This is a genomic window from Falsiroseomonas sp. E2-1-a20, from assembly GCF_051433195.1.
Taxonomy (GTDB): Bacteria; Pseudomonadota; Alphaproteobacteria; order Acetobacterales; family Acetobacteraceae; genus Falsiroseomonas.
Genome location: NZ_JBHMFT010000001.1, coordinates 87334 through 111978 on the forward strand (window position 1 = coordinate 87334; position 24645 = coordinate 111978).

Annotated in this window: 32 protein-coding genes; 17 read left to right on the forward strand and 15 right to left on the reverse strand. The window is 71.7% G+C overall.

The features are described 5' to 3' along the window. Positions 1–15: 15 nt before the first annotated feature. Genes ACFHPP_RS00370 through ACFHPP_RS00380 form a run of 3 tightly spaced genes read right to left on the reverse strand, consistent with a single transcriptional unit; the run spans position 16 to position 2986 of the window. A complete protein-coding gene (locus ACFHPP_RS00370; RefSeq protein ID WP_437161280.1) occupies positions 16–861 on the reverse strand; it encodes an SDR family oxidoreductase in 846 nt (281 codons plus the stop codon). Continuing rightward, positions 862–2577: a dihydroxy-acid dehydratase gene (locus ACFHPP_RS00375; protein ID WP_437161281.1), complete on the reverse strand. Its 1716-nt coding sequence runs from the start codon at positions 2575–2577 to the stop codon at positions 862–864. Then, a complete protein-coding gene (locus ACFHPP_RS00380; RefSeq protein ID WP_437161282.1) occupies positions 2561–2986 on the reverse strand; it encodes a VOC family protein in 426 nt (141 codons plus the stop codon). The genes ACFHPP_RS00375 and ACFHPP_RS00380 overlap by 17 nt, the downstream gene beginning before the upstream one ends. A gap of 198 nt (positions 2987–3184) precedes the next feature. On the opposite strand from ACFHPP_RS00380, the gene rplM reads away from it, so the two are divergent. From rplM to ACFHPP_RS00405, 5 genes are all read left to right on the forward strand, one after another. Further along, positions 3185–3688 carry a 50S ribosomal protein L13 gene (rplM, locus tag ACFHPP_RS00385; protein WP_437161283.1) on the forward strand — a complete coding sequence of 168 codons (504 nt, stop codon included), beginning with the start codon at positions 3185–3187 and terminating at the stop codon, positions 3686–3688. A gap of 2 nt (positions 3689–3690) precedes the next feature. Continuing rightward, on the forward strand, positions 3691–4215 hold the full coding sequence (gene rpsI, locus ACFHPP_RS00390) for a 30S ribosomal protein S9 (protein WP_437161284.1): 525 nt from the start codon (positions 3691–3693) through the stop codon (positions 4213–4215). Positions 4216–4343: 128 nt separating this feature from the next. Next, entirely contained in the window at positions 4344–5303 is a 960-nt protein-coding gene (gene argC / locus ACFHPP_RS00395) for an N-acetyl-gamma-glutamyl-phosphate reductase (RefSeq protein WP_437161285.1), read from the forward strand. A 38-nt stretch (positions 5304–5341) separates the two neighbouring features. After that, a complete protein-coding gene (locus tag ACFHPP_RS00400; protein ID WP_430669776.1) occupies positions 5342–5869 on the forward strand; it encodes a gamma carbonic anhydrase family protein in 528 nt (175 codons plus the stop codon). Between the two features lie 78 nt (positions 5870–5947). Then, positions 5948–6532 (forward strand): hypothetical protein, encoded by a 585-nt coding sequence (locus ACFHPP_RS00405; protein WP_437161286.1) that lies wholly within the window; start codon positions 5948–5950, stop codon positions 6530–6532. A gap of 116 nt (positions 6533–6648) precedes the next feature. Here ACFHPP_RS00405 and ACFHPP_RS00410 read toward each other — a convergent pair whose 3' ends face one another. Together ACFHPP_RS00410 and ACFHPP_RS00415 are read right to left on the reverse strand one after the other, a co-directional pair. After that, on the reverse strand, positions 6649–6855 hold the full coding sequence (locus ACFHPP_RS00410; RefSeq protein WP_168051108.1) for a cold-shock protein: 207 nt from the start codon (positions 6853–6855) through the stop codon (positions 6649–6651). 87 nt (positions 6856–6942) lie between these two features. Continuing rightward, positions 6943–7134: a hypothetical protein gene (locus ACFHPP_RS00415; RefSeq protein WP_437161287.1), complete on the reverse strand. Its 192-nt coding sequence runs from the start codon at positions 7132–7134 to the stop codon at positions 6943–6945. Between ACFHPP_RS00415 and ACFHPP_RS00420 the strand changes: the two genes are divergently transcribed. From ACFHPP_RS00420 to ACFHPP_RS00445, 6 genes are all read left to right on the forward strand, one after another. Next, a complete protein-coding gene (locus ACFHPP_RS00420) occupies positions 7133–8050 on the forward strand; it encodes a metal ABC transporter substrate-binding protein (protein ID WP_437161288.1) in 918 nt (305 codons plus the stop codon). The genes ACFHPP_RS00415 and ACFHPP_RS00420 overlap by 2 nt on opposite strands. Next, on the forward strand, positions 8050–8922 hold the full coding sequence (locus ACFHPP_RS00425; RefSeq protein ID WP_437161289.1) for an ATP-binding cassette domain-containing protein: 873 nt from the start codon (positions 8050–8052) through the stop codon (positions 8920–8922). Before ACFHPP_RS00420 ends, ACFHPP_RS00425 begins: the two co-directional genes overlap by 1 nt. A gap of 111 nt (positions 8923–9033) precedes the next feature. Then, on the forward strand, positions 9034–9888 hold the full coding sequence (locus ACFHPP_RS00430) for a metal ABC transporter permease (RefSeq protein WP_437161290.1): 855 nt from the start codon (positions 9034–9036) through the stop codon (positions 9886–9888). Further along, positions 9885–10742, forward strand: a complete 858-nt coding sequence (locus ACFHPP_RS00435) for a metal ABC transporter permease (protein ID WP_437161291.1) — start codon at positions 9885–9887, stop codon at positions 10740–10742. The genes ACFHPP_RS00430 and ACFHPP_RS00435 overlap by 4 nt, the downstream gene beginning before the upstream one ends. 54 nt (positions 10743–10796) lie before the next feature. Next, positions 10797–11252, forward strand: coding sequence for a manganese-binding transcriptional regulator MntR (gene mntR, locus ACFHPP_RS00440; RefSeq protein ID WP_437161292.1), 456 nt, complete (start codon positions 10797–10799; stop codon positions 11250–11252). Continuing rightward, a complete protein-coding gene (locus tag ACFHPP_RS00445) occupies positions 11249–12208 on the forward strand; it encodes a sterol desaturase family protein (protein ID WP_437161293.1) in 960 nt (319 codons plus the stop codon). The genes mntR and ACFHPP_RS00445 overlap by 4 nt, the downstream gene beginning before the upstream one ends. Here the strand turns inward: ACFHPP_RS00445 and ACFHPP_RS00450 are convergent. From ACFHPP_RS00450 to ACFHPP_RS00480, 7 genes are all read right to left on the reverse strand, one after another. After that, the gene (locus ACFHPP_RS00450; RefSeq protein ID WP_437161294.1) at positions 12176–12409 is read right to left on the reverse strand and encodes a DUF4170 domain-containing protein; all 234 of its coding nucleotides are present in this window, start codon (positions 12407–12409) and stop codon (positions 12176–12178) included. The genes ACFHPP_RS00445 and ACFHPP_RS00450 overlap by 33 nt on opposite strands. A 61-nt stretch (positions 12410–12470) precedes the next feature. Next, on the reverse strand, positions 12471–12827 hold the full coding sequence (locus ACFHPP_RS00455) for a hypothetical protein (protein ID WP_437161295.1): 357 nt from the start codon (positions 12825–12827) through the stop codon (positions 12471–12473). A 97-nt stretch (positions 12828–12924) separates the two neighbouring features. Beyond that, positions 12925–13845 carry a LysR family transcriptional regulator gene (locus ACFHPP_RS00460; RefSeq protein ID WP_437161296.1) on the reverse strand — a complete coding sequence of 307 codons (921 nt, stop codon included), beginning with the start codon at positions 13843–13845 and terminating at the stop codon, positions 12925–12927. Positions 13846–13909: 64 nt separating this feature from the next. Beyond that, positions 13910–14395, reverse strand: coding sequence for a M23 family metallopeptidase (locus ACFHPP_RS00465; protein WP_437161297.1), 486 nt, complete (start codon positions 14393–14395; stop codon positions 13910–13912). A 9-nt stretch (positions 14396–14404) separates the two neighbouring features. Continuing rightward, on the reverse strand, positions 14405–14683 hold the full coding sequence (locus ACFHPP_RS00470; RefSeq protein ID WP_437161298.1) for a glycine zipper domain-containing protein: 279 nt from the start codon (positions 14681–14683) through the stop codon (positions 14405–14407). A gap of 17 nt (positions 14684–14700) precedes the next feature. After that, on the reverse strand, positions 14701–15150 hold the full coding sequence (locus ACFHPP_RS00475; protein ID WP_437161299.1) for a Rap1a/Tai family immunity protein: 450 nt from the start codon (positions 15148–15150) through the stop codon (positions 14701–14703). Between the two features lie 125 nt (positions 15151–15275). Beyond that, entirely contained in the window at positions 15276–16091 is an 816-nt protein-coding gene (locus ACFHPP_RS00480) for a DUF3750 domain-containing protein (RefSeq protein ID WP_437161300.1), read from the reverse strand. Positions 16092–16177: 86 nt separating this feature from the next. Here ACFHPP_RS00480 and ACFHPP_RS00485 point away from each other — a divergent pair, with 86 nt between their 5' ends. Both ACFHPP_RS00485 and ACFHPP_RS00490 read left to right on the forward strand, forming a co-directional pair. Then, positions 16178–16966 (forward strand): SDR family NAD(P)-dependent oxidoreductase, encoded by a 789-nt coding sequence (locus tag ACFHPP_RS00485; protein WP_437161301.1) that lies wholly within the window; start codon positions 16178–16180, stop codon positions 16964–16966. A gap of 14 nt (positions 16967–16980) precedes the next feature. Further along, positions 16981–17781, forward strand: a complete 801-nt coding sequence (locus ACFHPP_RS00490) for an alpha/beta fold hydrolase (protein WP_437161302.1) — start codon at positions 16981–16983, stop codon at positions 17779–17781. Here ACFHPP_RS00490 and ACFHPP_RS00495 read toward each other — a convergent pair. After that, positions 17771–18430, reverse strand: a complete 660-nt coding sequence (locus ACFHPP_RS00495) for a hypothetical protein (RefSeq protein WP_437161303.1) — start codon at positions 18428–18430, stop codon at positions 17771–17773. The two genes, ACFHPP_RS00490 and ACFHPP_RS00495, sit on opposite strands and share 11 nt — an antisense overlap. Before the next feature lie 93 nt (positions 18431–18523). On the opposite strand from ACFHPP_RS00495, the gene ACFHPP_RS00500 reads away from it, so the two are divergent. After that, the gene (locus ACFHPP_RS00500) at positions 18524–19210 is read left to right on the forward strand and encodes a cytochrome b/b6 domain-containing protein (RefSeq protein WP_437161304.1); all 687 of its coding nucleotides are present in this window, start codon (positions 18524–18526) and stop codon (positions 19208–19210) included. 15 nt (positions 19211–19225) lie between these two features. Here ACFHPP_RS00500 and ACFHPP_RS00505 read toward each other — a convergent pair whose 3' ends face one another. Further along, positions 19226–19681, reverse strand: coding sequence for a cytochrome c (locus ACFHPP_RS00505; RefSeq protein WP_437161305.1), 456 nt, complete (start codon positions 19679–19681; stop codon positions 19226–19228). Positions 19682–19840: 159 nt separating this feature from the next. On the opposite strand from ACFHPP_RS00505, the gene ACFHPP_RS00510 reads away from it, so the two are divergent. The 3 genes from ACFHPP_RS00510 to ACFHPP_RS00520 all read left to right on the forward strand — a co-directional run bounded on the left by ACFHPP_RS00510 (position 19841) and on the right by ACFHPP_RS00520 (position 23235). Beyond that, positions 19841–20827: a Bug family tripartite tricarboxylate transporter substrate binding protein gene (locus tag ACFHPP_RS00510; RefSeq protein WP_437161306.1), complete on the forward strand. Its 987-nt coding sequence runs from the start codon at positions 19841–19843 to the stop codon at positions 20825–20827. Next, complete coding sequence (locus ACFHPP_RS00515) at positions 20824–22416, forward strand: GMC family oxidoreductase (protein ID WP_437161307.1); 1593 nt, start codon at positions 20824–20826, stop codon at positions 22414–22416. Before ACFHPP_RS00510 ends, ACFHPP_RS00515 begins: the two co-directional genes overlap by 4 nt. Before the next feature lie 72 nt (positions 22417–22488). Beyond that, a complete protein-coding gene (locus ACFHPP_RS00520) occupies positions 22489–23235 on the forward strand; it encodes an SDR family NAD(P)-dependent oxidoreductase (RefSeq protein ID WP_437161308.1) in 747 nt (248 codons plus the stop codon). A gap of 146 nt (positions 23236–23381) precedes the next feature. Here the strand turns inward: ACFHPP_RS00520 and ACFHPP_RS00525 are convergent, their stop codons facing one another. Beyond that, on the reverse strand, positions 23382–24641 hold the full coding sequence (locus ACFHPP_RS00525) for an aminopeptidase (protein ID WP_437161309.1): 1260 nt from the start codon (positions 24639–24641) through the stop codon (positions 23382–23384). Positions 24642–24645: the final 4 nt, after the last annotated feature.

Sequence of the window (24645 nt, forward strand, 5' to 3'; positions counted from 1 at the left end):
AGGGCAAGACGGGCCTCAGGCAAAGGTGCGTGCGAGACCGTCCTCCAGCGGCATGCCGACGATGCCGAGGCGTTCGCGCATCGGCGCCACGTCGAAGGCCTTGTCCTCCAGCAGCCGCCGCAACTCGTCCGGGCGGATGCGGGGCAGGCCGGGGATGATCCGGGTCAGCGGCGCGGCGGCGCGCAGCAGGGCGGCGGGCAGGGGCAGGATGCGGGGCGGCGGCAGGCCGGCGGCACGCGCGACGGCGGCGACGAAATCGCGATAGGGCAGGGGCTCCGGCCCCGCGACCACCAGCGCCTCCGGCCCCTGCCAGTCCACGTCGAGTGCGGCCAGGATGCAGCGCGTCAGGTCGTCCTGGTGGATCGGCTGCACCAGGGCGCGGCCGCCGCCGGGCAGCGGGGCGAAGGGCAGGCGGCGCAGCAGGGCGGCCAGGCGCTGCACATTGTCCTCCCCCGCCGCGCCATAGATCATGGTGGGGTGCAGCATGACGCCGCGCCGGCCACTGGCGAGGAAGGCCGCCTCGCCCTGCCGCACGCCGTCGCCGTGTTCGTCCGGCCAGCGGGAGAAGCGGCGGGTGGAGCCCAGCAGCACCAGCCTTGCGTCAGGTGGCGCCGCCGCCAGCACCGCCGGCGCGTGCCGGGCGTGGGCGCAGTTCACCACCGCCGCCACGCCCTGCAGCGCCCGCGCCATGGCGGCCACGTCGCGCAGATCCGCGACGCGCGCCGCGCCCGGCAGGCCGAGCGCCTGCCAACGCGCGAGGTCCCGCACCAATGGCCGCACGCCGCGCCCCGCCGCGGCCAAGGCACGGCAAAGGGTGGCGCCGCTGCGGCCGGCGGCGCCGATGACTGCCGTTTCGCCCAATCAGCGCGCCGGCGGCAGCATGAAGGCGAGGTCGGCCCCCTGCGGCGCCTGCGTCACCTGCTCATGCACCAGCCGGTCCCAGCCCCGCGCCGGGGCGGGGGCCGGGGACCAGGCAGCGCGACGACGGGTCATCTCCGCCTCCTCCACCAGCAGCTCGATCCGGCGGTCCTTGACCGAAAGCCGGATGCGGTCGCCGGTCTGCGCCAGGGCCAGCGGGCCGCCGACGGACGCTTCCGGCGCCACATGCAGCACGATGGTGCCGAAGGCGGTGCCGGACATGCGGCAGTCGGAGATCCGCACCATGTCCTTCACGCCGGCCCGCGCCAGCTTCTTCGGGATCGGCAGGTAGCCGGCCTCCGGCATCCCGGCTGGGCTGCGCGGCCCGGCATTCTTGAGCACCAGGATGTCGGTCGCCAGCACGTCGAGCTCCGGGTCGTCGATGCGGTTGGACAGGTCCGCCAGCCCGTCGAACACCAGGCAGCGCGCCTCGGTCTCGAACAGCGATTCGGTGGCGGCGCTGCGCTTGAGGATGGCGCCGTCCGGCGCGAGCGAGCCGTACAGCGTCACCAGCCCGCCGACCGGCGACACCGGCTTGTCCCGCGCCCGGATGATCTTGCGATCCACGAAGTGGCTGCCGTCGCCGATGCGGTCGCGCAGCGTCACGCCATCCAGGTCCAGCGTCTCCAGGTCCAGCAGGTCGCGGATTTCCCAGAGCAGCGCCTGCATGCCGCCGGCGGCGTGGAAATCCTCCATGTAGCCTTCGCCGGTCGGCTTCAGATCGACCAGCACCGGCGTGGTTTCCGACAGCGTGTCGAGCCGCCGCAGGTCCAGCGAAAGGCCCGCCCGCCCTGCGATCGCGGCCAGGTGGACCACCGCGTTGGTGGACCCACCCAGCGCCAGCAGCACCCGCACGGCGTTGTCGAGGTTGCCCTGCGTCATCAGGGACAGCGGCGAGACCGGCTTGTGGATCAGCCGCACCGCCTGCGCGCCGGCTTCCTCCGCCATCCGCAGCCTATCGGCATGCACGGCCGGCGCCGAGGCCGCGTCCAGCGGCATGAAGCCGAGGGTGCTCGCGATGCAGGCCATGGTGGAGGCCGTGCCCATCACGCCGCAGGTCCCGGCCGTGGTGGCGAGTTTTCCTTCCAGCGTCGCGATACGTTCGGAGGACACATCGCCTGCCCGGTAGCGCGCCCAGTAGCGCCGGCAATCGGTGCAGGCGGACAGGCGTTCGCCCGCGAAGGACTGCGCCAGCATGGGGCCGACCACGAGCATGACGCTCGGCGTCCCGGCGCTGATCGCCGCCATCAATTGCGCCGGCACCGTCTTGTCGCAGCCGCCGACCAGCACCGCCGCGTCCATCGGCTGGTTCGCCAGCATCGCCTCGGTATCGAGCGCCATCAGGTTGCGGTAGTGCATGGAGCACGGCGAAAGCGACGGCTCGCAGATGCTGATGGTCGGGAAGGCCAGCGGCAGGCCGCCGGCCGCCAGCACGCCGCGCTTCACCGCCTCGATCAGCTCCGGCGCGGTGCGGTGGCAGTTGTTGTAGTCGGAGCCCGTGTCGGCGATGCCGACCACCGGCTTGTCCAGCATCGCCTGGGAATAGCCCATGGATTTCGCGAAGGACCGGCGCAGGTACAGGGCGAAATCCGGGTCGCCGTAGTTCGAGGCATTGCGCCCGAGGCCAAAGGCCTTCGGCTTGTCAGCTGGGCCGGTCATCCGGTTCCTCCGAGGTCGCTTCATGCCGGTGGCACACGCAGCACAGCTTGTGGCCATCCGGGTCGCGCAGATACGCGCCGTAGAAGTCGGCATGATAATGCGGCCGCAGCCCAGGGCTACCCTCCTCCCGCGCCCCCATTGCCATGGCCGCCGCGTGGAAGGCGCGGACGCTGGCGCGGTCCGGGGCCTCGAAGGCCACCGTGGTGCCGTTGCCGGCGCTGGCCGGCTGGCCATCGATCGGGCGCATCAGCCAGAATTGCGGCGAGGCCTCCGGCCCTGCGGCGTAGCCGGCATGGCCCTGCGCGTGGTCCGTGTGGAAGCGCGGCAGGCCGAGCGGGGCGAGCAGGCGGTCGTAGAAGGCCAGGGCGCGGTCGAAGTCGTTGGTGCCGAGGGTGACGTGGCTGAACATGGCAGGCTCCTTTGCTGCTGGTGGCGGCTGCCACGGGGCTGGTGGCGGCTTGCCACGGGGCCGCTTGATCCGTCTTGCGGAGCTGCCGACGGATGACGGTATCCCCATACCACAGCCCTGAATGCCCGGCTTTTGCTTGACTTCCCGCCCCCCAGGGACGATACCCCGCGCCACTCTGAATTGCGGAATTGCCCAAAAATGCTGACGAGAGAGACCCGCTCGCTGAAGCCGGCCGAGGTCAAGAAGAACTGGGTGCTGATCGATGCGGAGGGCCTGGTGCTCGGCCGCCTCGCCAGCGTCATCGCCAACCGGCTGCGTGGCAAGCACAAGGCCGTCTTCACCCCGCATGTCGATTGCGGCGACCATGTCGTCGTGATCAACGCGAAGAAGGTGCGCGTCACCGGCCAGAAGGCCGAGCAGTCCGTGTTCTACTGGCACACCGGCTACGCCGGCGGCATCAAGGGCCGCACGCTCGCGGAACGCCTGGGCAGCCCGCATCCGGAGCGGGTGCTGGAGAAGGCCGTGGAGCGCATGATCACGCGTGGCCCGCTCGGTCGCGCCCAGATGCGCAACCTGCACGTCTATTCCGGCCCCGAGCATCCGCATGCCGGCAACACGCCGCAGGCGCTGGATGTCGGCGCCATGAACCGCAAGAACGTTTTTGGCGCGCCTGCAAAGGCCGGCGCCGGTAAGGCTGCCTGAGCATGAGCGAAACCACCCCCTCCGCGGCCCCCGCTGTTGCCCCCCGCAGCGGCTCGCTGTCCGAACTCAAGGACCTGGTGAACGCGGCCGGCGGCACCCCCGGCGAGGCCGCGGTCGTCGTCCAGCCGAAGCGTGACGCCCAGGGCCGTTCCTACGCCACCGGTCGCCGCAAGAACGCCATCGCCCGGGTCTGGGTGAAGCCGGGCAAGGGCAACATCGTCATCAACGGCAAGCCCTCCAACACCTACTTCGCGCGCCCCGTGCTGCGGATGGTGATCGGGCAGCCCTTCCTGGTGGCCGATCGCGACCAGCAGTTCGACGTCTTCGCGACGGTGGTCGGCGGTGGCCTGTCCGGCCAGGCCGGCGCGCTGCGCCACGGCATCACCCGCGCGCTCACCTATTACGAGCCGGGCCTGCGCGGCATCCTGAAGAAGGCCGGCTTCCTGACCCGCGACTCGCGCGTGGTCGAGCGCAAGAAGTACGGCAAGGCGAAGGCCCGACGTTCGTTCCAGTTCTCCAAGCGCTGACGCCTCGCGGACGGGCGTCACGCCCGGCCGGTTTGGCTGGTTATCCGGGGGCAGGTCCGCAAGGGCCTGCCCCTCTTGCTTTTTCGGCCGCCGGAGGGCGGCATGGCTGCGACCGAGGGAACACCACCATGGCCAAGGGATCCATCCCCAGCGTCTTCATCGATGGCGAGGCCGGCACCACCGGCCTGCAGATCCGCGAACGCCTGGCCCGCTTCCCCGGCATCGTGCTGCGCAGCATCCCGGACGCGCAGCGCAAGGATGCCGCCGCCAAGCGCGCCCTGATGGCGGAGGTGGACCTGGTGGTGCTCTGCCTGCCGGATGACGCGGCCAAGGACAGCGCCGCCATGGCCGCCGGCCTCGGCGCCGATGCGCCGAAGCTGATCGATGCCTCCACCGCGCATCGCGTCGATCCCGACTGGGTCTACGGCTTCCCCGAGTTGAGCGCGGCCCAGGCGGCCGCGGTGGCGGGTGCGGCGCGCGTTTCCAACCCCGGCTGCTACCCCACCGGCGGCATCGCGCTGATCCGCCCGCTGGTCGAGGCCGGCATCCTGCCGCGCGACTATCCCGTCACCGTCAACGCCGTCTCCGGCTATTCCGGCGGCGGCAAGTCGATGATCGCGGAATTCGAACCCGCCCGCACCGCGGCGCCCTTCTTCCTGTATGGCCTGAACCTGGATCACAAGCACGTGCCCGAGTTGCAGCGTTATTCGGATCTGGCGCGGCGGCCGATCTTCGTGCCCTCCGTCGGCGATTTCGCGCAGGGCATGCTGGTGTCGGTCCCGCTGCACCTCGATCTGCTGACGGGCCGGCCGAGCCCCGCCGACCTCGAGGCCTGCCTGCGCGCCGCCTATGCGCAATCCGGCTGGGTGCGGGTGGCGGCGGCGGACGCGAAGGCGCGGCTGGCGCCGGAGGATCTGAACGGCAGCAATGTCCTGGAATTGCGCGTCTACGGCCATCCGCAGCATGGGCAGGCCGTGCTGGTGGCCAGGCTGGACAATCTCGGCAAGGGCGCGTCCGGTGCGGCGGTGCAGAACATCGGGCTGATGCTCGGCGTGGATGTCGCCGCGGCCCTGCCGCTGGCGGCCTGACTATTCCGCTCGCGGCCTGACTCAAGGGAAGACGTGCAATGACCGGCCCCATCCTGCCTTTCGAGGACAAACTGCCGAAAATCCACCCGGAGGCCTGGGTGGCGCCGACCGCCGTCGTGGTCGGCGACGTCGAAATCGGGGAGGACAGCAGCGTCTGGTATCACTGCGTCCTGCGCGGCGACACCAACATCATGCGCATCGGCGCCCGCACCAACATCCAGGATGGCAGCATCCTGCACCTGAACGCGGGGGCGGAGCCGCTGCTGATCGGCGACGACGTGACCATCGGTCATGCCTGCATCGTGCATGCCTGCACCCTGAAGAACCGCGCCTTCGTCGGCATGGGCGCCACGGTGCTGGACCGCGCGGTGATCGAGGAGGGCGGCATGCTGGGTGCCGGCGGGCTGCTGCCGCCGGGCAAGGTGATCGGCCCGAACGAGTTGTGGATGGGCAGCCCGGCCAAGCTGGTGCGGGTGATGTCGGCGGAGGAACGCGCCAAGTTCGACCGCACGGCGCCGTCCTATGTCGCGCTGGCCAAGCGGCATCGCGCCAGCCTGGCGCGTTAGAGGGGGCGCCGGGCGGCGTGCATTGGCGGGTTGGCCAATGGCTCCCACCTCCCTGAGCAACAGATCATGGAGGTCGCGATGCATCCGCCCCGCCGAGCCACGCTGGCCCTGTTGCTCGCCGGCGCCTGCGCCCCGCTGGCGCCGACCGCGCCGGCCGAGACGGTGAACCTGCCGGCGGCGGGCCTGCCGGTGGGGGCGGGCGATCCGACCCGCGGGGCGATCCTCGCATCCTCCTACGCCTTCGGCCGGCCCGGGACGCTCCAGGGCAATCCGGCGGCGGCGGCGGAGGCGCTGGCGCAGCTGGAATATCTCACGGCCGAACTCGGCACCGGCGGCGCCTGGCGCGACATGGACCCGCTGGTCTCGGTGGAGTTGCGGCAGGCGCGGGAGGAGGCGCGGGCCGCGCTGGGCTTCCGCGAGGCCGCCTCGGCACAGGCCGCGGTCGACGCGCTGTATGGCGCGGCCGTGGCTTTGCGCCGCAACGATGGCGTCGCGGCAGGCGCCGCCCTGGTCCCGCTGGCTGCGGAAGGCGGGTCGGATGCCGCGCTGGCCCGGCTGGCGGCCCTGCCGCCGCTGCCGCGCGCCGCGTCCGCGACCGCACGGGCGCGCGCCGCGCTGAACCGGCGCGATTCCGACCGTGGCCGGGATGACTGGAACCTTTGAGGTCCCCCGGTCCGATCACCTCGCGGTGAGCCGAAACGCGAAACGGCCCCGGTGCTGATTGCACCGGGGCCGTCTGCAACAGGACCGGCCGAGGCCGGGCCGTCAGCCTGTTCGCGTCAGACGCGCTTCAGGTTGCCGGCGGATTCCTTGCCCTGCTGGCCGCGCTGAATCTCGTACTCGATCTTGTCGCCCTCGCGCGGGTCCTGCAGGCCGGCGCGCTGCACGTCGGAGATGTGCAGGAAGACGTCCTTGGAGCCGTCTTCCGGCTGGATGAAGCCGTAGCCCTTGGTCGCGTTGAACCACTTGACGGTGCCGATAGCCATGATGGGGTATCCGTTCATAAGAGTAGGCCGCGCCACGACATCGCGATGCGGATCACGCTGAGGGGAAACGGACACAAGGCTCGGCGCTCAAGGGTGAGCGAGGAAGAGCAGGCCGAACCGAACGACGATGACCCGATTGATATGACGGGTGGCGGCCTGGATTGCAAGGCCGGAGGCCGCCGCCCTTGCATCGTCTGTAGCCTTGGCTACATACTGACGGTCAAGCCAGATGTTCAACCCCCACCGACATTCGTTGCCACCCTCATCAGGGATCGCCATGCCATACGTCTCCCGCCGCCTGCTGCTCGGCAGCAGCTTCGCCGCCGTGACCCTGCCGGCCGTGCCCGCCCTGGCGCAGGGTGCACCGAAGCGCATCGTCGCCACCTTCACCGTGCTGGCCGACATGGCGCAGAACGTGGCAGGGGAGGCCGCGCTGGTCGAAAGCCTGACGCGCCCCGGCAGCGAGATCCACGACTACGAGCCGACGCCGCTGGACGTGGTGCGCGCGCGCTCCGCCGACCTCGTGCTGTGGAACGGCATGGGGCTGGAGCGCTGGTTCGAGCGGTTCTTCAGCCGCGCCGGCGCCACCCGCCAGGCGGTGCTGACGCAGGGGATCGAGCCGGTCGGGATCAATGACGGACCCTACCGCAACCAGCCCAACCCGCATGCCTGGATGTCGCCCACCCTGGCGCTGGTCTATGTCGAGAACATCCGCCGCGCGCTGGCCGAGCTCGACCCGGCCAATGCCGAGACCTATGCCGCCAACGCCGCGCGCTACGCCGACCAGATCCGCGCCGTCGATGCCCGTCTGCGCGAGCGCCTGGCGCGGCTGCCGGCGGATGGCCGCGTGCTGGCCACCTGCGAGGGCGCCTTCAGCTACCTGACGCGCGACTACGGGTTGCAGGAGGCGTATCTGTGGCCGATCAACTCGGAGGATGAAGGCACGCCGCGCCAGGTCCGCGCCATGATCGACACCGTCCGCCGCACCCGCGTGCCGGCCGTGTTCTGCGAGAGCACGGTGAACGACCGCCCGATGCGCCAGGTGGCGCGGGAAGCCGGCGCCCGCTACGGCGGCGCGCTGTACGTGGACAGCCTGACGGCCGAGGATGGCGCCGCGCCGACCTACCTGAAGCTGCTGGAAGCCAACGCCGAGATCATCCTGCGCGGCTTCTTCGGAACGGAGGGCGCCCGGTAATGGACGGCGGCGCCGCGCCCGGCTTGTCCGTCCAGGGCATCTCCGTCAGCTACCCGAACGGCCACCTGGCGCTGCGCGATGCCAGCTTCGCCCTGGCGCCCGGCACGGTCTGCGGGCTGGTCGGCGTGAATGGCAGCGGCAAGTCGACCCTGTTCAAGGCCATCATGGGCCTGGTGAAGCCCGCCGCCGGCCGTGTCCTGATCGGCGGGGAGGGCATCCAGGCGGCGCTGCGCAAGAACCTCGTCGCCTATGTGCCGCAGGCGGAGGAGGTGGACTGGTCCTTCCCCGTCGGCGTGCGCGACGTGGTGATGATGGGCCGCTACGGCCACATGAACATGCTGCGCCTTCCGCGCGCCGCCGATCGCGCGGCGGTGGATGCGGCGCTGGCGCGCGTCGGGATGCTGGATTTGGCGGAACGCCAGATCGGCGAGCTGTCCGGCGGCCAGCGCAAGCGCGTCTTCCTGGCCCGCGCCCTGGCGCAGGGCGGGCAGTTGCTGCTGCTGGACGAGCCCTTCACCGGTGTCGACGTGACGACGGAGGATGCCATCATCGAGTTGCTGAAGGCGCTGCGGACGGAGGGCAAGATCATGCTGGTCTCGACCCACAACCTCGGCAGCGTGCCGACCTTCTGCGACCATGTCGTGCTGGTGAACCGCACCGTGCTGGATTCCGGCCCGACCGAGCGGGTCTTCACCGGCCCCAACCTGCTGCGCGCCTTCGGCGGCGCGCTGCGCCAGCACAGCCTGCCGGAACAGGCCAGGGCGCACGCGCCGCTGGAGGCCGGAAACGTGGTGGTCCTGTCGGATGACGAGCGGCCGCTGGTCATGGCGCCGGATGGCCGCGTTCTCGGCCGCCTGACGCAGGATCTTTGATGGTGCCCTCAGGCGCCGGGCGCCCGCTCCGCGGGCTTGGGTACGCGGCAGGCGCCGCGGCGTCCCGTGCCTTCGCCCGGGCCGCATGTGGTGCGGAGAGAATGCCCTGACATGATGTTTGGTGAACTGCTGATCCCCTTCCAGTACGACTACATGTTGCGCGCCATGGGCATCAGCGGCCTGGTCGGCGCCGTGGCCGGGCTGCTGTCCTGCTACGTCGTGCTGAAGGGCTGGTCGCTGATGGGCGATGCGCTGAGCCATGCGGTGGTGCCCGGCGTGGTGCTGGCCTGGCTCGGCGGCATCCCCTTCGCCATCGGCGCCTTCGCCTCCGGCATGCTCGCCGCGCTGTGCATGGCCGGGCTGCGCGGGCGGACGCCGATCCGGGAGGATGCGGTGATCGGCGTGGTCTTCACCGGCTTCTTCGGCCTCGGCCTGTTCCTGCTGTCGCTCTGGCCTTCCAACGTCCGGCTGCAGACCATCATCTTCGGCAACGTGCTGGGCATCGCCGATGCGGACATCATCCAGATGGCGATCATCGCCGTGGTGGTGGCGCTGGCGCTGGGCATCTGGGGGCGCGACCTGATGCTGTCGCTGTTCGACCCGGTGCAGCTCGTCGCCTCCGGCGGCAGCCCCGGGCTGATGCGGGTGCTGCTGCTGATGCTGCTGGCGGCGACCGCCGTCGCCGGGTTGCAGGCGGTGGGCGCGGTGCTGGTCATCGGCATGCTGGTGACGCCGGGGGCCACCGCCTACCTGCTGGCGGACCGCTTCGGCCGTATGGCGGCGATCGCCACCGCCATCGGCGCCAGCACCGGGATCATCGGTGCCTATGCCAGCTACTTCCTGGATGGCTCCACCGGCGGCAGCATCGTGGCGTTGCAGGCGGCCATCTTCGTCGTCGTGCTGGTGTTCGCGCCGAAGCACGGCATCCGCGCGAGCCGCCGCGCCGCGGCAAAGGCCATGGCATGATCGCCGCGCTCATCGAGCCCTGGACCTACGACTTCATGCAGCAGGCGCTCGTCGTCGGGCTGATGGTGGCGACGCTGTCGGCCATCCTGTCCTGCTTCGTGGTGCTGAAGGGCTGGTCGCTGATGGGGGATGCCGTCAGCCACGCCATCCTGCCCGGCGTGGTCGGTGCCTGGATGGCCGGAATCCCGTTGGTCATCGGCGCCTTCGCCGCCGGCCTCACCTGCGCCATCGCCTCCGGTGCCATCCGGGCGACCTCCCGCGTCAAGGAGGATGCGGCGATGGGCGTGGTGTTCAGCGGCATGTTCGCCGTCGGCCTCATCATGCTGTCGCAGGTGCGGTCGGACGTGCATCTCTCCCATGTGCTGTTCGGCAGCATCCTGGGCATCGAGACGGCGGATTTCTGGCAGACGCTGGCGATCGCCTCCGGGGCTCTGCTGGTCCTGGCGCTGCGCGGCCGCGACCTGGTGCTGTTCTGCTTCGACCCGGGGCAGGCGCGCGTCATCGGCCTGCATGTCGGGCGGCTGCGGCTGCTGCTGCTGACGGTGCTGGCGGCCAGCATCGTGGCCGGCGTGCAGGCGGTGGGCGTCATCCTGGTGGTGGCACTGCTGATCACGCCCGGGGCCATCGGCCTGCTGCTGACGGACCGCTTCGGGCGGATGGTCTGGATTGCGGTGGCCGCGGCCTGCACCTCCACGCTGGTCGGCATCCAGGTCAGCTTCATGCTGGATGCCTCCACCGCCGGGTCCATCGTGCTGGCGCTGTCGGCGATCTTCGTGGCAGCCCTGCTGGCCTCGCCCCGCCACGGCCTGCTGCGCCGCCGGCGCGCCGCACCGGCGGCGGTCGCGGCGGAGTAGAATGAAGCCGGTGCAACAATTTGCACCGGAGCGTCGCGATGCTAGGCTCGGGGGATGACCACGGCCGATCCCCAGCCGGAGCTGCCCGCCGCCGAACAGCCGGATGAGGCTGCGCGCCATGCCTCCGCGCGCACCGCCCGGGCGGCCGCGCTGGCCGAGGACTATGTCGAGATCATCGCCGACCTGCTGGCGCGCGATGCGGAGGCGCGGCCGACCGACATCGCCCGCCGCCTCGGCGTCACCCACGCCACCGCCATCAAGACCATCGGCCGCCTGAAGCGCGACGGCCTGGCGCATTCCAAGCCCTATCGCGGCGTCTTCCTGACCGAGGCCGGCCACGACCTCGCCCGCCGCGTCCGCGCCCGCCACCAGACGGTCGTCGCCTTCCTCGCCGCCCTCGGCGTGCCGGCGGAGATCGCGGAGGCCGATGCGGAGGGCATCGAGCACCATGTCAGCGACGCCACGCTGGCCGCCTTCGAACGCTTTTTGGCCCGCGGTGGCGCCCGATGATCGAATTCCTCGACGGCATCCGCGCCAGCCTGCACGAGGCCTACCTGATCCCGCTGCTGTACGAGGCGGGCCTGATGGGGTGGGAGGAGGAGGCCTTCGACTGGCTCGGCTTCGCCCTGCTGGGCCTGGTGCAGATCGCCGTCTGCATCGTGCTGTGCGGGACGCTGGAGAAGTGGCGCCCGGTGGAACGCTGGCCGGACCAGGGGCCGGTGCACACCGATATCCTGTACACCCTGCTGATCCGCCTCGGCATCCTGCCGCTGGCGGTCTTCGTCCTGTTCCGCCCGGTCCAGGTCTGGCTGCACGGCACCATCGTGGATTTCGGCGCGGTGCCGCCGACGCTGGAATCGCTGATCCCGGCCTTGCGGAACCACCCGATGGTGGCGCTACTGGTCTACATCGTGGTGCTGGATTTCGGCGAATACTGGCGCCACCGCCTGCAGCACGCCATCCCGTGGTGGTGGGAACTGCACGCCGTGCACCACGCCCAGAAGCAGATGACCTTCTGGACCGACGACCGCAACCACCTGGTGGACGATGCCATCGCCGCCGTCTGGCTCGGCGTGCTGGCGCTGGCCATCGGCGTGCCGCCAGCGCAGTTCCCGCTGATCGTGCTGGTCACGCGGGTGGTCGAATCGCTGTCCCATGCCAACACCCGCCTGCATTTCGGGGGTCTGGGCGAACGCCTGCTGGTCTCGCCGCGCTTCCACCGCGCGCATCACGGCGAACAGGCGACCGACGTGCAGGGGGTGAACTACGGCGTGCTGCTGCCGGTCTGGGACTGGATGTTCGGCACCGCCGACTGGAACCGCCGCCATTTCCCGGCCACCGGCGTGCCGGGCGCGGACCCGGCGATCGTCACCGGCGGCTTCCTGGCGCAGCAGGCGGCCGGGCTGCGCGCCGCGCTGGCCCGCCTCAGGCCTTCAGGACGCCGGGCGCGCCAGCAGCACGAATAGCCGGTGGGTCGCGATATCGACCTTGCGGCGCATGTGGTCCTGCCAGGCGCGGGTCGCCGTGGCTTCGTCGTGGTAGGGGCCGTGCAGCTCCTCCGTACCCGGCTCCAGGGTGGTGAAGTTGGTGTCGGTGAAGATGCCGCCCCAGACCACCCAGATCTGCCGCTCGCCCATCATCGTCCCCTTCGTTGTGCGGCGCAGCAATACCTGCTGCGCTGCCTCCGCGACAGGGGAAAACCGGCTCAGCGTCGCGGCAAGCCGCGCTTCAGCGCGAGGGGTTGCCCCGCGCCCGGCGGAACATCTCCATCATGTTGGCCGGCACATAGATGGTCTCGGTCGATTCGCCGGAGCCGATGGTCACCGGGATGAAGCCGTCGCGGGGGGTCTGCGAGAACATCGCGTCGAGGTGCAGGATGCGCACTTCCATGCCACCCGGCTCCGACACCATCACGCGGCCGCCGCCGACCAGCGAACCCTGGCCCATCGGGCCGTAGTCCACCATCATGTTCTCGCCGGTGCCGGTCACCCGCGGGTAGCTCTGCGCCATCGCGTCGCCGGGCAGGGCGGCCGGTACTGCCAGCAGCAGGGCGGCGGCCAGGAACGTGTTTCGGCTGGTCGTCATGGTGCGTCTCCGTTCGTTGTGCGCGCCGGCAACGGCGGCGCTGGTTCGGATTTCGCCATGACGGCCGCGCGCCGCAGCCCCCCATGTGCACCCTGCATCAAACCGATGCGCAGCGCGTATTCGGCTGGTCGCAGGAATGCCCGTTCGTGAAGCGCGTGCGCCGTGTCGCCTCGACGAAGCGGGCCAGCGGCGCGGGCCAGCGCCGGCCCGCCACCGTCACCAGGCAGACCTGCCGGGCCACCGGCGCATCCTCCACCGGACGCAGCACCAGCCCGGCCTGCACGGCGCTGAACTCCGGCAGGAAGCACACGCCCATCCCGGCGGCGACGAGGCACTGGATCCAGTCCTCGCGCTCGCTGCGGCAGGCACTCACCAGCCGGGCGCCTGCCGCCTGCAGGTGGTCGCGCAGGATGTCGCGATGCTCGCAGTTCATGCGGTACAGGTAGGCCTGGCCGTCCATGTCGCGCATCGCGATGGACCGGCGGCCGGCGAAGGGGTGCGACGGCGCGCAGGCCACCAGGTAGCGCTCAGCATACAGCGGCTCCGGCTTCAGCCGTTCATGGAAGGCCTCCGGCTGCACCATCAGCGCCGCGTCCAGGTCGCCCTGCAGCAGCAGCTCGGAAAGCCGGTCCGGCGTGGCGTCCGTCAGGCTGATGTCGATGCCGGGCTGGGCGGTGCGGAACCGGCCCAGCAAGGCCCCGAAGCGCGCCGGCCCCAGCGAGCACATCACGCCGAGCCGCAGGTCCGAGCCCTGCAGCCGCAGGTGCAGCGAGGCCTGCTTCCGCACGGACCGGCTGCGCGCGACGATATCCTCGATGCGCGGCTGCACCATGCGGCCGAGCGCGGTCAGGTGCGTCGTGCCGCCCTCCCGCACGAAAAGCGGCGCGCCAAGTTCCTTCTCCAGCTTCTGGATGCCGCGCGTCAGCGTCGGCTGCGTCACCCCGCACAGGGCGGCGGCGCGGGTGAAATGAAGGGTCTGGCTGGCTGCCAGGAAGTAGGCCATCTCGCGCAGTTCCACGCCGGTGCTCCGCCCGTTTTGGGTCTGTGCGGGCTTCGCCGGCGATGGCCGGATGGTTCCGGCCTCAGCAGGGCCTGACAGGAAGATGCGTCGCCGGGTCCACCCGGACGCCCTGCACCAGCACCTCGAAGTGCAGGTGGGTGCCGTAGGTGATGCCGGTGCGGCCGATGCGGCCGAGCCGTTCGCCCCGCGCGACGCGCCGGCGGCCGGTGGCGATCGACGGGGCCACGCTGCCGAGATGGGCGTAGCGGGTCACCATCCCGTCCGGGTGCCGCAGTTCCACCTCCAGCCCCGCCGCGCCACGCCGCCGCACCGCGACCACCTGGCCGGCGGCGGCTGCCACCGCCCAGGCGCCGGCCGGGGCCGGCAGGTCGATGCCCTGGTGCTGGCGCGACGCGCGCGGCCCGCCAGCGCCTTCCCGCCGCTCCCCGAAGGGGGAGGAGATGCAGGCGGGGGTGACCGGCGCCAGCAGCGCCCCGGTCTCGAAGGCCGTGGTCTCGGCCGATGCGGTCGCCGTGATCGACAGGAAGGCCGCGACCAGGCGCCGCATCGGGTCTCCTCAGCGGTAGCGACGCTCGTCCCGGTACCGCCGCGGCGGGGCGCGCCGGTCGTCGTAGCGCGGCTGCGACTGGTCGTACAGGAAGCCGCCGGCGCTGCCGACGCCGGCGCCAAGCAGCGCGCCGAGGCCCGCATTGCCGCTGAAGGAGCCGAGGACGCCGCCGACGGCGCCGCCGCCGAGGGCGCCGGTGGCGACCCGCTGCTGGGTCGGGTTCATGTCACCGCAGGCCGAGAGACCGAGGGCGGCAACCAGGGGGAGGGCGAGGCGCATGGTGCGCATGATGAAGGCTCCTTCGCTCAGCGGTTCGGGCGGTTGCGGCGGGGCTGCGCCGGCTCGCAGGGGAAACGCTCCTGCGCCCAGCGCAGGAAGCCATCCAGCGCCGGCTCGTTCCAGCGCCCCGGATTTTCGCGCGCCCAGGCGGAGAAGCCGAGGCCGGCCTCGGCCACGGTTGGCCCAGGCGTCGGCACGCAGTAGATCGGCCGGCCGCGGCCGCCGGTCGGGAACATCATCGCGTGATACTGCCCGGCTGCGGTCAGGAAGCCCTGGCAATAGGCGATCGCCTCGTACCGCCTGACGCCGCGGACCTGGGGGTTGCAGACATTGGCGAGGTCGCGGGTGGTCTGGACGTGGTCGGTGACGTCGTCCTGGTTCATGGGTCCGCGTGGTCCCTGTGCGGAGGCGGCCGATATCCCCATCATCGGGGCTGCCAGCAGGCCGAGCACTGCGGCGGTTGCCACAAGGCGCATGATCATTTCCTTCCTCGGAAGTGGAGGCGAAGTCTCTGCCGGCGAGCAGGGCGCGTCCGGCATCTGGGTCCCAACGCCTTCGGGAACGGTTCGTTCAATCCAGCATCAAATTTATTCGCCCTGCCTCAACCTGATGGCGAGGCGGCCGATGCCGGGCCGGCTGGTGGTGGGGGCGGCAGCGCTGCCTCCGCCACCGGCGCCAGACCGATGCGCCCCAAACCCGGCAGCTTCAGGGCAGGCCGGCGCACATCCACGCCAGCGACCGCGCCGAGGATATTGACCTCCAGACCCTCCACCCAGCCCACGGCCAGCCCGGCATAGCCACCCAGGCTCAGGCGCACTCCCGTCTCCGTCAGCCGCAGCCACCTTCCATCGTGGGGAAAATCCTTGCCGATGGCGTTGGGCGGCAGAACGGCGTTGATCTCCGGCACCGAATCCATCACCGCGGCGACGAAGGTGTTGGAGTTCGGGCCGGGCCAGACCCGGTAGTCGCCGCGGTCGCGCCATTCATAGGCCTCGATGGCTGCCTGCATGCGCGGGATCATCGCCGCCGCCTCCGCCCCGTCGGCGGCGAAGACCACCTGCGGCGCGCGGCCGAACCAGCGGCCATCGGCCTCGAAGCCGTTCAGGCGGATGGGGTCGCCCCAGGCGGTGTAGTCGTAGCGGGTGTAGGCGCCGGCGCCCTCCGGCTTGAACACCACCCAGCTGTGGACGGCGAAGATGCCGCGCCAGCGCACGGTGGGGGCGGCGAAGACGCGCACCACGGCGCCCGGGTTCTGCGCCGCCGGCGGCAGCAGCCCGGCGCTGCCGCGATCCGCGGTCCACCAGCCCGGGCCGATGCCGTCGCGTTGATACAGCGCCGCGGAGATGCCGAGCGGCAGCAGGAAGAACAGCGCGAACAGCGCCAGGGCGGTCTTCAGCAGGGACATGGTGATCCGCATGTTTGGTCCCGCCCGCGGAAGCGCAACCAGTTGACAGTCCCGCCGCCGCGCGGCCTCTGGCGCGTGGGACGGAGCGGGACACAGGCATGGAACTCGGCCTCAGGGGCAGGACGGCGCTGGTCACCGGCGCCTCGCTCGGCATTGGCCGCGCCATCGCGCGGGAACTGGCGGCGGAGGGCGTGGCGGTGGCGATGATCGCCCGCAATGCGGACCGCCTGGCGGAAGCCGCCGCCGCCATCGCGGCCGAGACCGGCGGCCGCACCGTGCCGGTCGCCGCGGACCTCGTGGATGCGGCGCAGCTCGATGCCGCGGTGGCGCAGGCGGACGCGGCACTCGGGCGTATCGACATCCTGGTGAACAATGCCGGCGCCACGCCGATGGGCCGCATCGCGGACTCGGACGACGCCACCTGGCGCAAGTCGCTGGACCTGAAGCTGATGGGCTACATGCGCTGTGCCCGGCTGCTGGTGCCCGGGATGCGGGCGCGGCGCTGGGGGCGGGTGGTGAACATCATCGGCCGGTCCGGCCACCAGCCGCGCGCCACCTACATCGTCGGATCCAGCGTCAATGCGAGCCTGCTCAGCTTCACCCACGCGCTGGCGCAGGATTGCGCGCCGGACAACGTGCTGGTCGTCGGCGTCAATCCCGGCCCGATCGCGACGCCGCGCTGGGATGCGCTGGTGGCCCAAGGCGCCGCCGGCAGCGGCCGCGACCCGGATGCGGAGAACGCCGCCGCCATCGCTTCCGTCGCCCTCGGCCGCCTCGGCACGGTGGAGGAGGTGTCGGGGCTGGTGACCTTCCTGTGTTCCGACCGCGCCGGCTTCATCACCGGCACCAACATCGACATCGACGGCGGCGGCACCCGCTGCATCTGAGGGGTTCGTTCCGCATGCCCGAATTCGAGGTCTCCCCCGGCACCACCCTGGCCTATGCGGTGGACGATTTCACCGATCCCTGGGTTCCGGCGCCGACCGTGCTGCTGCTGCACGGCCTGGCCGAAAGCCGGGAGGCGTTTCGCGCCTTCGTCCCGGCCCTGGCTCGGCACGCGCGGGTGGTGCGGCTGGACCTGCGCGGCTACGGCGCCTCCACGCCGATGCCGGCGGAGCATCCCTGGCGCTTCGACGAACTTGTCTCCGACGTGGTGGCGGCGATCCGGCACCTGGGCGTCGCGCGCGTGCACCTGGTCGGCGGCAAGATCGGCGGCACCATCGCGCTCGCGCTGGCGGCGCGGCACCCGGGGCTGGTGGAGAAGCTGGCGGTGCTCGGCGGCCCGGCCTCGCTGACCGGGATGGCCGACCGCACCCCGGCGTGGCGGGCACAGATCGCGGCGGAGGGCGTGCCGGCCTGGGTCGCCGCCTCCAACGCCGGCCGCATGGGCAGCCGCATGTCGCCCGAGGCGCTGGACTGGTGGACGCGGATGATGGGCCGGACCGCCGCCTCCACCCTCGATGGCTTCCTCCGCATGGTCCCCTCCGTGGACGTGACGGCGGAGGTCGAGCGCATCCGGGCGCCGACGCTGGTGGTGACCACGACGGGCAGCGGCCTGGGTTCTGTGGCGGAGGTGCGGGCGTGGCAGGAGCGGATCCGTGGCTCCCGCCTTGTCGTGGTGGAGAACGACAGCTACCACGTCGCCGCCTCGGACCCGGACGAGACGGCGGCACTGGTGCGGGACTTCCTGTTCAGCGCCTGAGCGCCAGCCCCCAGACCACCAGCAGCGGCACCGCCGCCGCCACCCAATCCGCCGGCGCCCCCCGCGCCAGAACCGGAACCGCCGCCAGCGCCGCCAGCGCCGCGGCGAAGGGCAGGGCGGCAAGCGCGCCGCCGGCCGGTGCGAAGCGCGCCATCAGGCTCGCCACCAGCAGCACCGCGCCCAGCAATGGTCCCGGCCCCGGCAGCCCGGCCAGCACCAGCCCCACCAGCAGCGTCGCCGCCGCCAGCACCGGCACCCAGCCGGCGCCACGCAGCGCCAGCAGCACATACAGCGCCACCGCCCCCAGCACCGGCGCCGCCTGGACAAGGTCGGGCAGGGTGCGCGGCGCCCCCGCCATCCACCACCCCGCGCCCAGCGCGCCCGCCACGGCCATGGCGCTGCCAGGCGCACGCCAGCCCAGCCCCAGCGCCGTCCAGGCCAGCACCGCCAGCGCCAGCAGCGGCAGCCGTTCCGGCAATTGCCGTGGCGAGGCCGGCAGCGACCCGAACACCCACCACCAGCCCGCCAGAACCCCGACCCCGGCCGCCAGCCCGCCGAGCCACGCCCAGCGCCGCGCCGCCAGCAGAACCGCCAGCGCCGCCAGCATCGCCACGGCCACCGCGGGCCAGCCCAGGATCAACGCCTGCATCGCCCGTTCACCTATCGACTGGTCACCTTACGAAACTTGCCGCGCGCCGGCGGCACGGCCTAATCGGGCTCGTTGCAGGCATGGGACTCCAGGATGGCGCGCGAGACCACAACCGAGCCGGGCACTCGCCGCCTGAAGGTCTGGGATCCCTGGATCCGCCTGGTGCACTGGGCCATCGTCATCCTGATCCCTTTGTCCTACTGGTCCGCCGTCACGCATCGCTTCGATATCCACATGCTGTCCGGCTACACCATGCTGACGCTGCTGCTGTTCCGCATCGCCTGGGGCCTGGTCGGCAGCCAGACCGCGCGCTTCGGCCAGTTCCTGAAATCCCCCCTCGAAGCTCTGCGCCACTTCGGCCAATTCCGCCGCCGCCAGGCCGCGGTCGAGATCGGCCACAACGCCGCCGGCGGCTGGATGGTGCTGGTGATGCTGCTGCTGCTGCTGGCCCAGGCCACCACCGGCCTGTTCGCCGATAACGAGATCTTCAGCCGCGGCCCCCTGGCGCGGGAGGTCGAGACCGCGACCAGCGCCCTCGCCACCTCGATCCATCTGCGGGTGTTCTGGTTCATCGTCGCGGCGACGGTGCTGCACATCGTGGCGATCCTGGCCTACCGCGTGCTGCGCGGGCAGAACCTGGTCGGCCCGATGATCACCGGCGCGCTGCGCCTGCCCGTGGTCTATCGCGGCCCGCAGCCGCGCATGGGCAGCAACCTTCTGGCCGTGGCGCTGCTGGCCGCGGCCGCCGGCGCGGTGTGGGGCATCAGCCGCTACGGCTGACGCCCCGGCGCAGAATCAGCGCGCGCGGTACTGCTGGTGGCAGGCGCCGCAGGTGCCGCCGGTGCTGCGCAGCAGGTCCGGCGGGATGCTGCCGGACGCCGCCGCCGTCCGCAGCGTGGCAAAGGCCGTCTGCATGGTGTTGGCGCGGGTCTGGAAATCCGCCCGGTTCGCATCGATGGCGGCCAGCGCCCGGGTCTGCCCCGGATTGGTGCCCTGGGCCTGAGGCGGGGTGAGGGACGGCGCCGGCACCAGGTTCGGCAGCGTGGTCATGAAGGCGGACATCGCCTCGATCCGCGGCACCAGCGCCCGCGTATCGCCGCCGGACCGCACGGTATTGGCGACCGCCTCCATCGTCTGCCCAAGCCCGCCGAGCCCGGCGCGGCGCTCCGCGATCACATCGCCCTGCGCCCAAACGGGGCCGCCCGCCGCCAATGCCACCAGCACGCCCGCCGCCATCACCGTATAACGCATTCCAGATGCCTTCCCTGTCGGTCCGGGAAGGTTGGCAGCAAGGCGCCGCCGCCGCAACGAGACTTCTGCCCCGTTGCAATCGGCAATAAGCCCGGCGCCACCCTTGCAAGCCCGCCGGTGAAGCGGGAGGCTGGGCGCAACGAACGGAGGAACGGGAAGATGTTGCGACGCAGCCTGCTCGGCGTGACGCTGGCGGTGGGATTGACCCTGCCTGCTTTGGCCTTCCCCGACCGTACCATCAACCTCGCCGTCGGCTTCGCCCCTGGCGGCTCCACCGACATCACCTCCCGCCTCCTCGCCGACCGCCTCGGCCCGGCGCTGGGCGCCGAGGGCCGCGTGGTGGTGGAGAACCGCGCCGGCGCCTCCGGCATGATCGCCAGCGACTGGCTGCGCCGGCAGAACCCGGACGGCCATGTGCTGATGCTGGTCGAGGCCTCCTCCCACGCCCTCGCCCCCAACGCCCTGGTCGGCGGCACCCGCTACGACCCGCTGGCGGATTACACGCACATCGCCATCGTCGGCACCGGCCCGATGATCGTCGTCGCCCAGCCCGGCTTCCCCGCCCGCACGCCGCAGGCGATGGTGGCGCGGATGCGGGAAGGCGGGGCGGAGGCGCTGCCCTTCGCCTCCTCCGGCGTCGCCTCCATGCCGCATCTCTCGGCGGAGATGTTCGCCTCGGTCATGGGCCAGGGCGGGCGGTTCGCGCATGTGCCCTACCGCTCCGGCGGGCTGATGGTGGAAAGCATCGCCAAGGCGGAGACTCAGTGGGGCGTCGCCGTGCTGGCCTCCGCCGCCGCGCAGGTGCGCGATGGCCGGGTGCTGGGCGTCGCGGTGACGGGGCTGGAGCGGTTTCCCAGCTTCCCCGACATCCCCACCCTGAACGAATCGGCGCTGCCCGGCTTCGACCTGGAGAACTGGTTCGCCGTGATCGGCCCGCGCGGGATGCCCGACGCCGTGGTGGCCCGCCTGAACCAGGCAATCCGCGAGGCGCTGACGCAGCCCACCCTGCGGGAACGCCTGCTGCTGGCCGGCGTCGCGCCCTGGACGCGCCCCAACGCCCCGGCCGATGCCGCCGCCTTTTTCCGCAGCGAGATGGCGAAGTTCCGCGACGTGGTCGCCCGCACCGGGGTGAAGCTGGAACAGTGAGCACCCCGACCACGGCGGATATCATCGTCATCGGCGGCGGCTCCGCCGGCTGCGTCGTCGCCGCCCGCCTGTCCGAGGACGCGCGCACCCGCGTGCTGCTGCTGGAGGCGGGGCCGCCGGACCGCGACCCGTGGATCCGCCTGCCGATGGGCTACGCGAAGCTCTACGGCAGCGGCCGCTACGACCCGCGCTTCATGACGGAGGCCGAGCCAGGGCTGGATGGCCGCGCCGTGCACTGGCCGCGCGGCCGGGTGCTGGGCGGCTCGGGTTCGGTCAACGGCCTGGTCTTCCTGCGCGGCAGCCCGAACGACTACGACCGCTGGGCACAATCCGGCGCCCGCGGCTGGGCTTACGAGGAAGTCGCCCCCTTCTTCCGCAAGCTGGAGACCTGGGAGGGCGCGCCATCCGAGGCCCGCGGCAGCGACGGCCCGATCCGCGTCAGCGAGCCGAAGCGCCTGGCGCCCGCCGCGAAGGCCTTCGTCGAAAGCTGCGTCGCCGCCGGCCTGCCGCGCTTCCGGGACGTGAATGGCGGCGGCCCGATCGAGGGCGTCGGCCCGGTGCAGCTCAACGTCGGCAGCGGCTTCCGTTCGTCCTCCGCCCGCACCTACCTGCATCCGGCGATGCGCCGGCCGAATTTGGAGGTCCGCACCGGCATTTCCGTCCACCGCATCCTGTTCGAGGATGGCCGTGCGGTGGGCGTGGAGACCGGGCAGGGGGTGTTCCGCGCGTCCCGTGAAATCGTGCTCAGCGCGGGTGCCATCGAGACGCCGAAGCTGCTGATGCTGTCCGGCATCGGCGATGCCGCGGCGCTGGCCGAGTTCGGCATCGCCAGCGTGGCGCACAGCCCCGATGTCGGCCGCAACCTGCAGGACCACCTGATCGCGAAGTTCATCTTCCGCACGAAACCCTGCGCCACGCTGAACGAGATCCTCGGCAGCCATGTCCGGAAGGGCGCCATGGGCCTCGACTGGCTGCTGCGCCGCGCCGGCCCGCTGGCGATCGGCGCCGGGGAGGCGACGGCCTTCGCCCGCATCACGCCAGGGGCGGAGGAAGCCGAGGCGCAGTTCCTGTTCGTGAACTTCTCGACGTTCGACTACACCAAGGGCCTGCACGGCTTCCCCGGCGTGATGTGGAACTACGGCCCCTGCCGGCCGGACAGCCGCGGCACGCTGGCGCTGGCCTCGCCCGACCCGGCGGACAAGCCGGTGATCCGGCCGAACTACCTGGACCACCCGAACGACCTGCGCATCATGCTCGGCGCCGCCCGCCTGTCGCAGCGCATCGCCGCCCAGGCGCCCTTCGCCGGCCTGGTCGAGGAGGAACTGCGCCCGGGCCCCGCCGCCACCAGCGACGCGGCCCTGGAGGCCAACATCCGCGCCACCGCCGGCACCGTCTTCCACCCCTGCGGCACCGCCCGCATGGGCACCGACAGCCGCGCGGTGCTGGACCCGGAACTGCGGGTGCGTGGCGTGACGGGCCTGCGCGTGGCCGATGCCAGCGTCTTCCCGCTGATCCCATCCCCCAACATCCAGCCCGCCGCGCTGATGGTGGGCGAACGCTGCGCCGACTTCATGCGCCGCCCTGCCTAGCCCTCTCCCCCCGCTTCCGGGGGGAGAGGGTTGGGTGAGGGGGGCAGCGCTCCATTCCAAGGATACTCGACGATGACGACTGCCACCGCCCGCACCGCCCTGATCACCGGCGCCGGCCGCAACATCGGCCGCGCCGTGGCCCTGGCCCTGGCCCGGGAGGGGTTCGACGTCGTGGTCAACGGCTCCTCCGACCGCGCCGCCGCCGAATCCGTGGCCGCCGAGGCCCGTGCGCTCGGCGTCCGCGCCCTGGTCGCGATGGGCGATGTCGGCAGCCCCGCCGAATGCGCCCGCATCGCCGGCGAGGCCCTGGCCGAGTTCGGCACGGTGGACGTGCTGGTGAACAACGCCGCGCTGCGCCCGGCCAAAGCCTTTCTCGACCTGACGGTGGAGGATTGGCGCCGGGTGATGGCGGTGGACATGGAGGCCGCGATCTGGCTGTCCCAGGCCGTGCTGCCGGGGATGCTGGCGCAGGGCTGGGGCCGGATCGTCAACTTCACCGGGATGAACGCCATCCACGGCTATGCCGGCCGCGCCCCCGTCTCGGTCGCCAAGCACGGGCTCTGGGGCCTGACCAAGTCGATGGGCAAGGAGTTCGGACCGAAGGGCGTCACAGTCAACGCCATCTCCCCGGGTCCCATCGCGGCCGATGACGAGGACGACAACCCCACCGAATACCGCCAGAAGATGGTCGCCCGCGTGCCCGTTGGCCGCATGGGCCGGCCGCGGGAGGTCGCGGCGGTGGTACGGATGCTGGCCTCGGAAGACGGCGCCTTCGTCAACGGCCAGATGCTGCAGGTGAATGGCGGCGCGGAGACCTGAGGCGGCGCCAGCAGTCTGTTGGAAGTACGCGGACTGGAACCCACTCCCCCCACTTGGGGGGAGAGGGCAGGGCGAGGGGGGCCGCAACCAGGGGAACGATACCAGACACTTCGGCAGGGGCTTTCCAGGCGTTCTTCCGCAGCCTGTCAGACCGCCACGAACTCCCCGCCGCGCATCAGCGGCTGCACCGCGCGATCCTTCGTCACGCCGTCGATATCCAGCGCGCCGCTGCCGATCATCCAGTCGATGTGGATCAGCGACGCATTGGCGCCACGCTCCGCCAGGCGTTCCATCGGCACGCCCACGCTGTCGCGCAGGCAGGTGGTGTAGGCCTGGCCGAGGGCGATGTGGCTGGCGGCGTTCTCGTCGAACAGCGTGTTGCGGAACAGCAGGCCGCTGGCCGAAATCGGCGAGGAATGCGGCACCAGCGCCACCTCGCCCAGCCGCGCCGCCCCCTCATCCGTCTCCAGCACCTTCCGCAGCACCTCCGCGCCCTTCGAGGCATTCGCCTCGACGATCCGGCCTTCCGCGAAGGTGACGGAAATATCCTCGATCAGCGTGCCCTGGTAGGCGAGCGGCTTGGTGGAGCGCACCGTGCCCTGCACCCGCAGGCGATGCGGCGTGGTGAAGACTTCCTCGGTCGGGATGTTCGGGTTGCAGGTGATGCCGTTCTTGGCCGGTTCCGCGCCACCCGCCCACAGATGGCCATCGGCCAGGCCGATGGTCAGGTCGGTGCCCGGGCCGCGGTAGCGCAGTTCCAGGAAATCCCGCTCGTTCAGGTACCTGGTGCGGGCGTGCAGGCGGGCGTTGTGGGCGGCCCATTCGGCCACCGGGTCGGCCACATCGACGCGGCAGGCGGCGAAGATCGCGTCCCACAGTTTTGCGACAGCCTCGGCCTCCGGCAGGCCGGGAAACACCTCCCGCGCCCACCCAGGGGTGGAGGCCGGGACCAGGTTCCAGTTGATGGCGAAGCTGGTGATGAGTTCCAGCGCCGGGCGATAGGCGATGGACCGCGCCCGGTTGGCGCGCGCCACCTTCTCCGGGTCCTGCTGCGCCAGCAGGGTCGGGCTCTCGCCGACCACGGCGAGGCGGGCCGCATTGCCGCGGAAGGCCGCCGCCATGCCCTCGAACAGCCAGCCGGGGGCGACGTCGAAGGCCTCCGGCGCTGCGTGGCGGTAGCGGGCCAGCGCGACCTCGTCATCGCCGATCAGCGGCGTCACCAGCGTGGCGCCGGCCTGGTAGGCGTGGACCGCGATGCGGCGGACCAGCGGCAGCGCCTCGACCGGGCTGGTCATCACCAGCTCCTGCCCCGGCTGCAGGTTCAGCCCGACCTTCACGGCCAGCGCCGCCAGCTTGTCCAGCCGCGTCTCGAAGGCGGTCGTGGCGGTCATGGAATCATCGGGCATGGCG

Excerpts from the sequence above, each read along its gene's own strand:
- ACFHPP_RS00375 (WP_437161281.1), bottom strand. The coding sequence starts at position 2,577 with ATGACCGGCCCAGCTGACAAGCCGAAGGCCTTTGGCCTCGGGCGCAAT.
- ACFHPP_RS00380 (WP_437161282.1), bottom strand. The coding sequence starts at position 2,986 with ATGTTCAGCCACGTCACCCTCGGCACCAACGACTTCGACCGCGCCCTG.
- rplM (WP_437161283.1), top strand. The coding sequence starts at position 3,185 with ATGCTGACGAGAGAGACCCGCTCGCTGAAGCCGGCCGAGGTCAAGAAG.
- rpsI (WP_437161284.1), top strand. The coding sequence starts at position 3,691 with ATGAGCGAAACCACCCCCTCCGCGGCCCCCGCTGTTGCCCCCCGCAGC.
- argC (WP_437161285.1), top strand. The coding sequence starts at position 4,344 with ATGGCCAAGGGATCCATCCCCAGCGTCTTCATCGATGGCGAGGCCGGC.
- ACFHPP_RS00400 (WP_430669776.1), top strand. The coding sequence starts at position 5,342 with ATGACCGGCCCCATCCTGCCTTTCGAGGACAAACTGCCGAAAATCCAC.
- ACFHPP_RS00405 (WP_437161286.1), top strand. The coding sequence starts at position 5,948 with ATGCATCCGCCCCGCCGAGCCACGCTGGCCCTGTTGCTCGCCGGCGCC.
- ACFHPP_RS00410 (WP_168051108.1), bottom strand. The coding sequence starts at position 6,855 with ATGGCTATCGGCACCGTCAAGTGGTTCAACGCGACCAAGGGCTACGGC.
- ACFHPP_RS00420 (WP_437161288.1), top strand. The coding sequence starts at position 7,133 with ATGCCATACGTCTCCCGCCGCCTGCTGCTCGGCAGCAGCTTCGCCGCC.
- ACFHPP_RS00415 (WP_437161287.1), bottom strand. The coding sequence starts at position 7,134 with ATGGCGATCCCTGATGAGGGTGGCAACGAATGTCGGTGGGGGTTGAAC.
- ACFHPP_RS00425 (WP_437161289.1), top strand. The coding sequence starts at position 8,050 with ATGGACGGCGGCGCCGCGCCCGGCTTGTCCGTCCAGGGCATCTCCGTC.
- ACFHPP_RS00430 (WP_437161290.1), top strand. The coding sequence starts at position 9,034 with ATGATGTTTGGTGAACTGCTGATCCCCTTCCAGTACGACTACATGTTG.
- ACFHPP_RS00435 (WP_437161291.1), top strand. The coding sequence starts at position 9,885 with ATGATCGCCGCGCTCATCGAGCCCTGGACCTACGACTTCATGCAGCAG.
- mntR (WP_437161292.1), top strand. The coding sequence starts at position 10,797 with ATGACCACGGCCGATCCCCAGCCGGAGCTGCCCGCCGCCGAACAGCCG.
- ACFHPP_RS00445 (WP_437161293.1), top strand. The coding sequence starts at position 11,249 with ATGATCGAATTCCTCGACGGCATCCGCGCCAGCCTGCACGAGGCCTAC.
- ACFHPP_RS00455 (WP_437161295.1), bottom strand. The coding sequence starts at position 12,827 with ATGACGACCAGCCGAAACACGTTCCTGGCCGCCGCCCTGCTGCTGGCA.
- ACFHPP_RS00465 (WP_437161297.1), bottom strand. The coding sequence starts at position 14,395 with ATGCGGCGCCTGGTCGCGGCCTTCCTGTCGATCACGGCGACCGCATCG.
- ACFHPP_RS00470 (WP_437161298.1), bottom strand. The coding sequence starts at position 14,683 with ATGCGCACCATGCGCCTCGCCCTCCCCCTGGTTGCCGCCCTCGGTCTC.
- ACFHPP_RS00475 (WP_437161299.1), bottom strand. The coding sequence starts at position 15,150 with ATGCGCCTTGTGGCAACCGCCGCAGTGCTCGGCCTGCTGGCAGCCCCG.
- ACFHPP_RS00480 (WP_437161300.1), bottom strand. The coding sequence starts at position 16,091 with ATGCGGATCACCATGTCCCTGCTGAAGACCGCCCTGGCGCTGTTCGCG.
- ACFHPP_RS00485 (WP_437161301.1), top strand. The coding sequence starts at position 16,178 with ATGGAACTCGGCCTCAGGGGCAGGACGGCGCTGGTCACCGGCGCCTCG.
- ACFHPP_RS00490 (WP_437161302.1), top strand. The coding sequence starts at position 16,981 with ATGCCCGAATTCGAGGTCTCCCCCGGCACCACCCTGGCCTATGCGGTG.
- ACFHPP_RS00495 (WP_437161303.1), bottom strand. The coding sequence starts at position 18,430 with ATGCAGGCGTTGATCCTGGGCTGGCCCGCGGTGGCCGTGGCGATGCTG.
- ACFHPP_RS00500 (WP_437161304.1), top strand. The coding sequence starts at position 18,524 with ATGGCGCGCGAGACCACAACCGAGCCGGGCACTCGCCGCCTGAAGGTC.
- ACFHPP_RS00505 (WP_437161305.1), bottom strand. The coding sequence starts at position 19,681 with ATGCGTTATACGGTGATGGCGGCGGGCGTGCTGGTGGCATTGGCGGCG.
- ACFHPP_RS00510 (WP_437161306.1), top strand. The coding sequence starts at position 19,841 with ATGTTGCGACGCAGCCTGCTCGGCGTGACGCTGGCGGTGGGATTGACC.
- ACFHPP_RS00520 (WP_437161308.1), top strand. The coding sequence starts at position 22,489 with ATGACGACTGCCACCGCCCGCACCGCCCTGATCACCGGCGCCGGCCGC.
- ACFHPP_RS00525 (WP_437161309.1), bottom strand. The coding sequence starts at position 24,641 with ATGCCCGATGATTCCATGACCGCCACGACCGCCTTCGAGACGCGGCTG.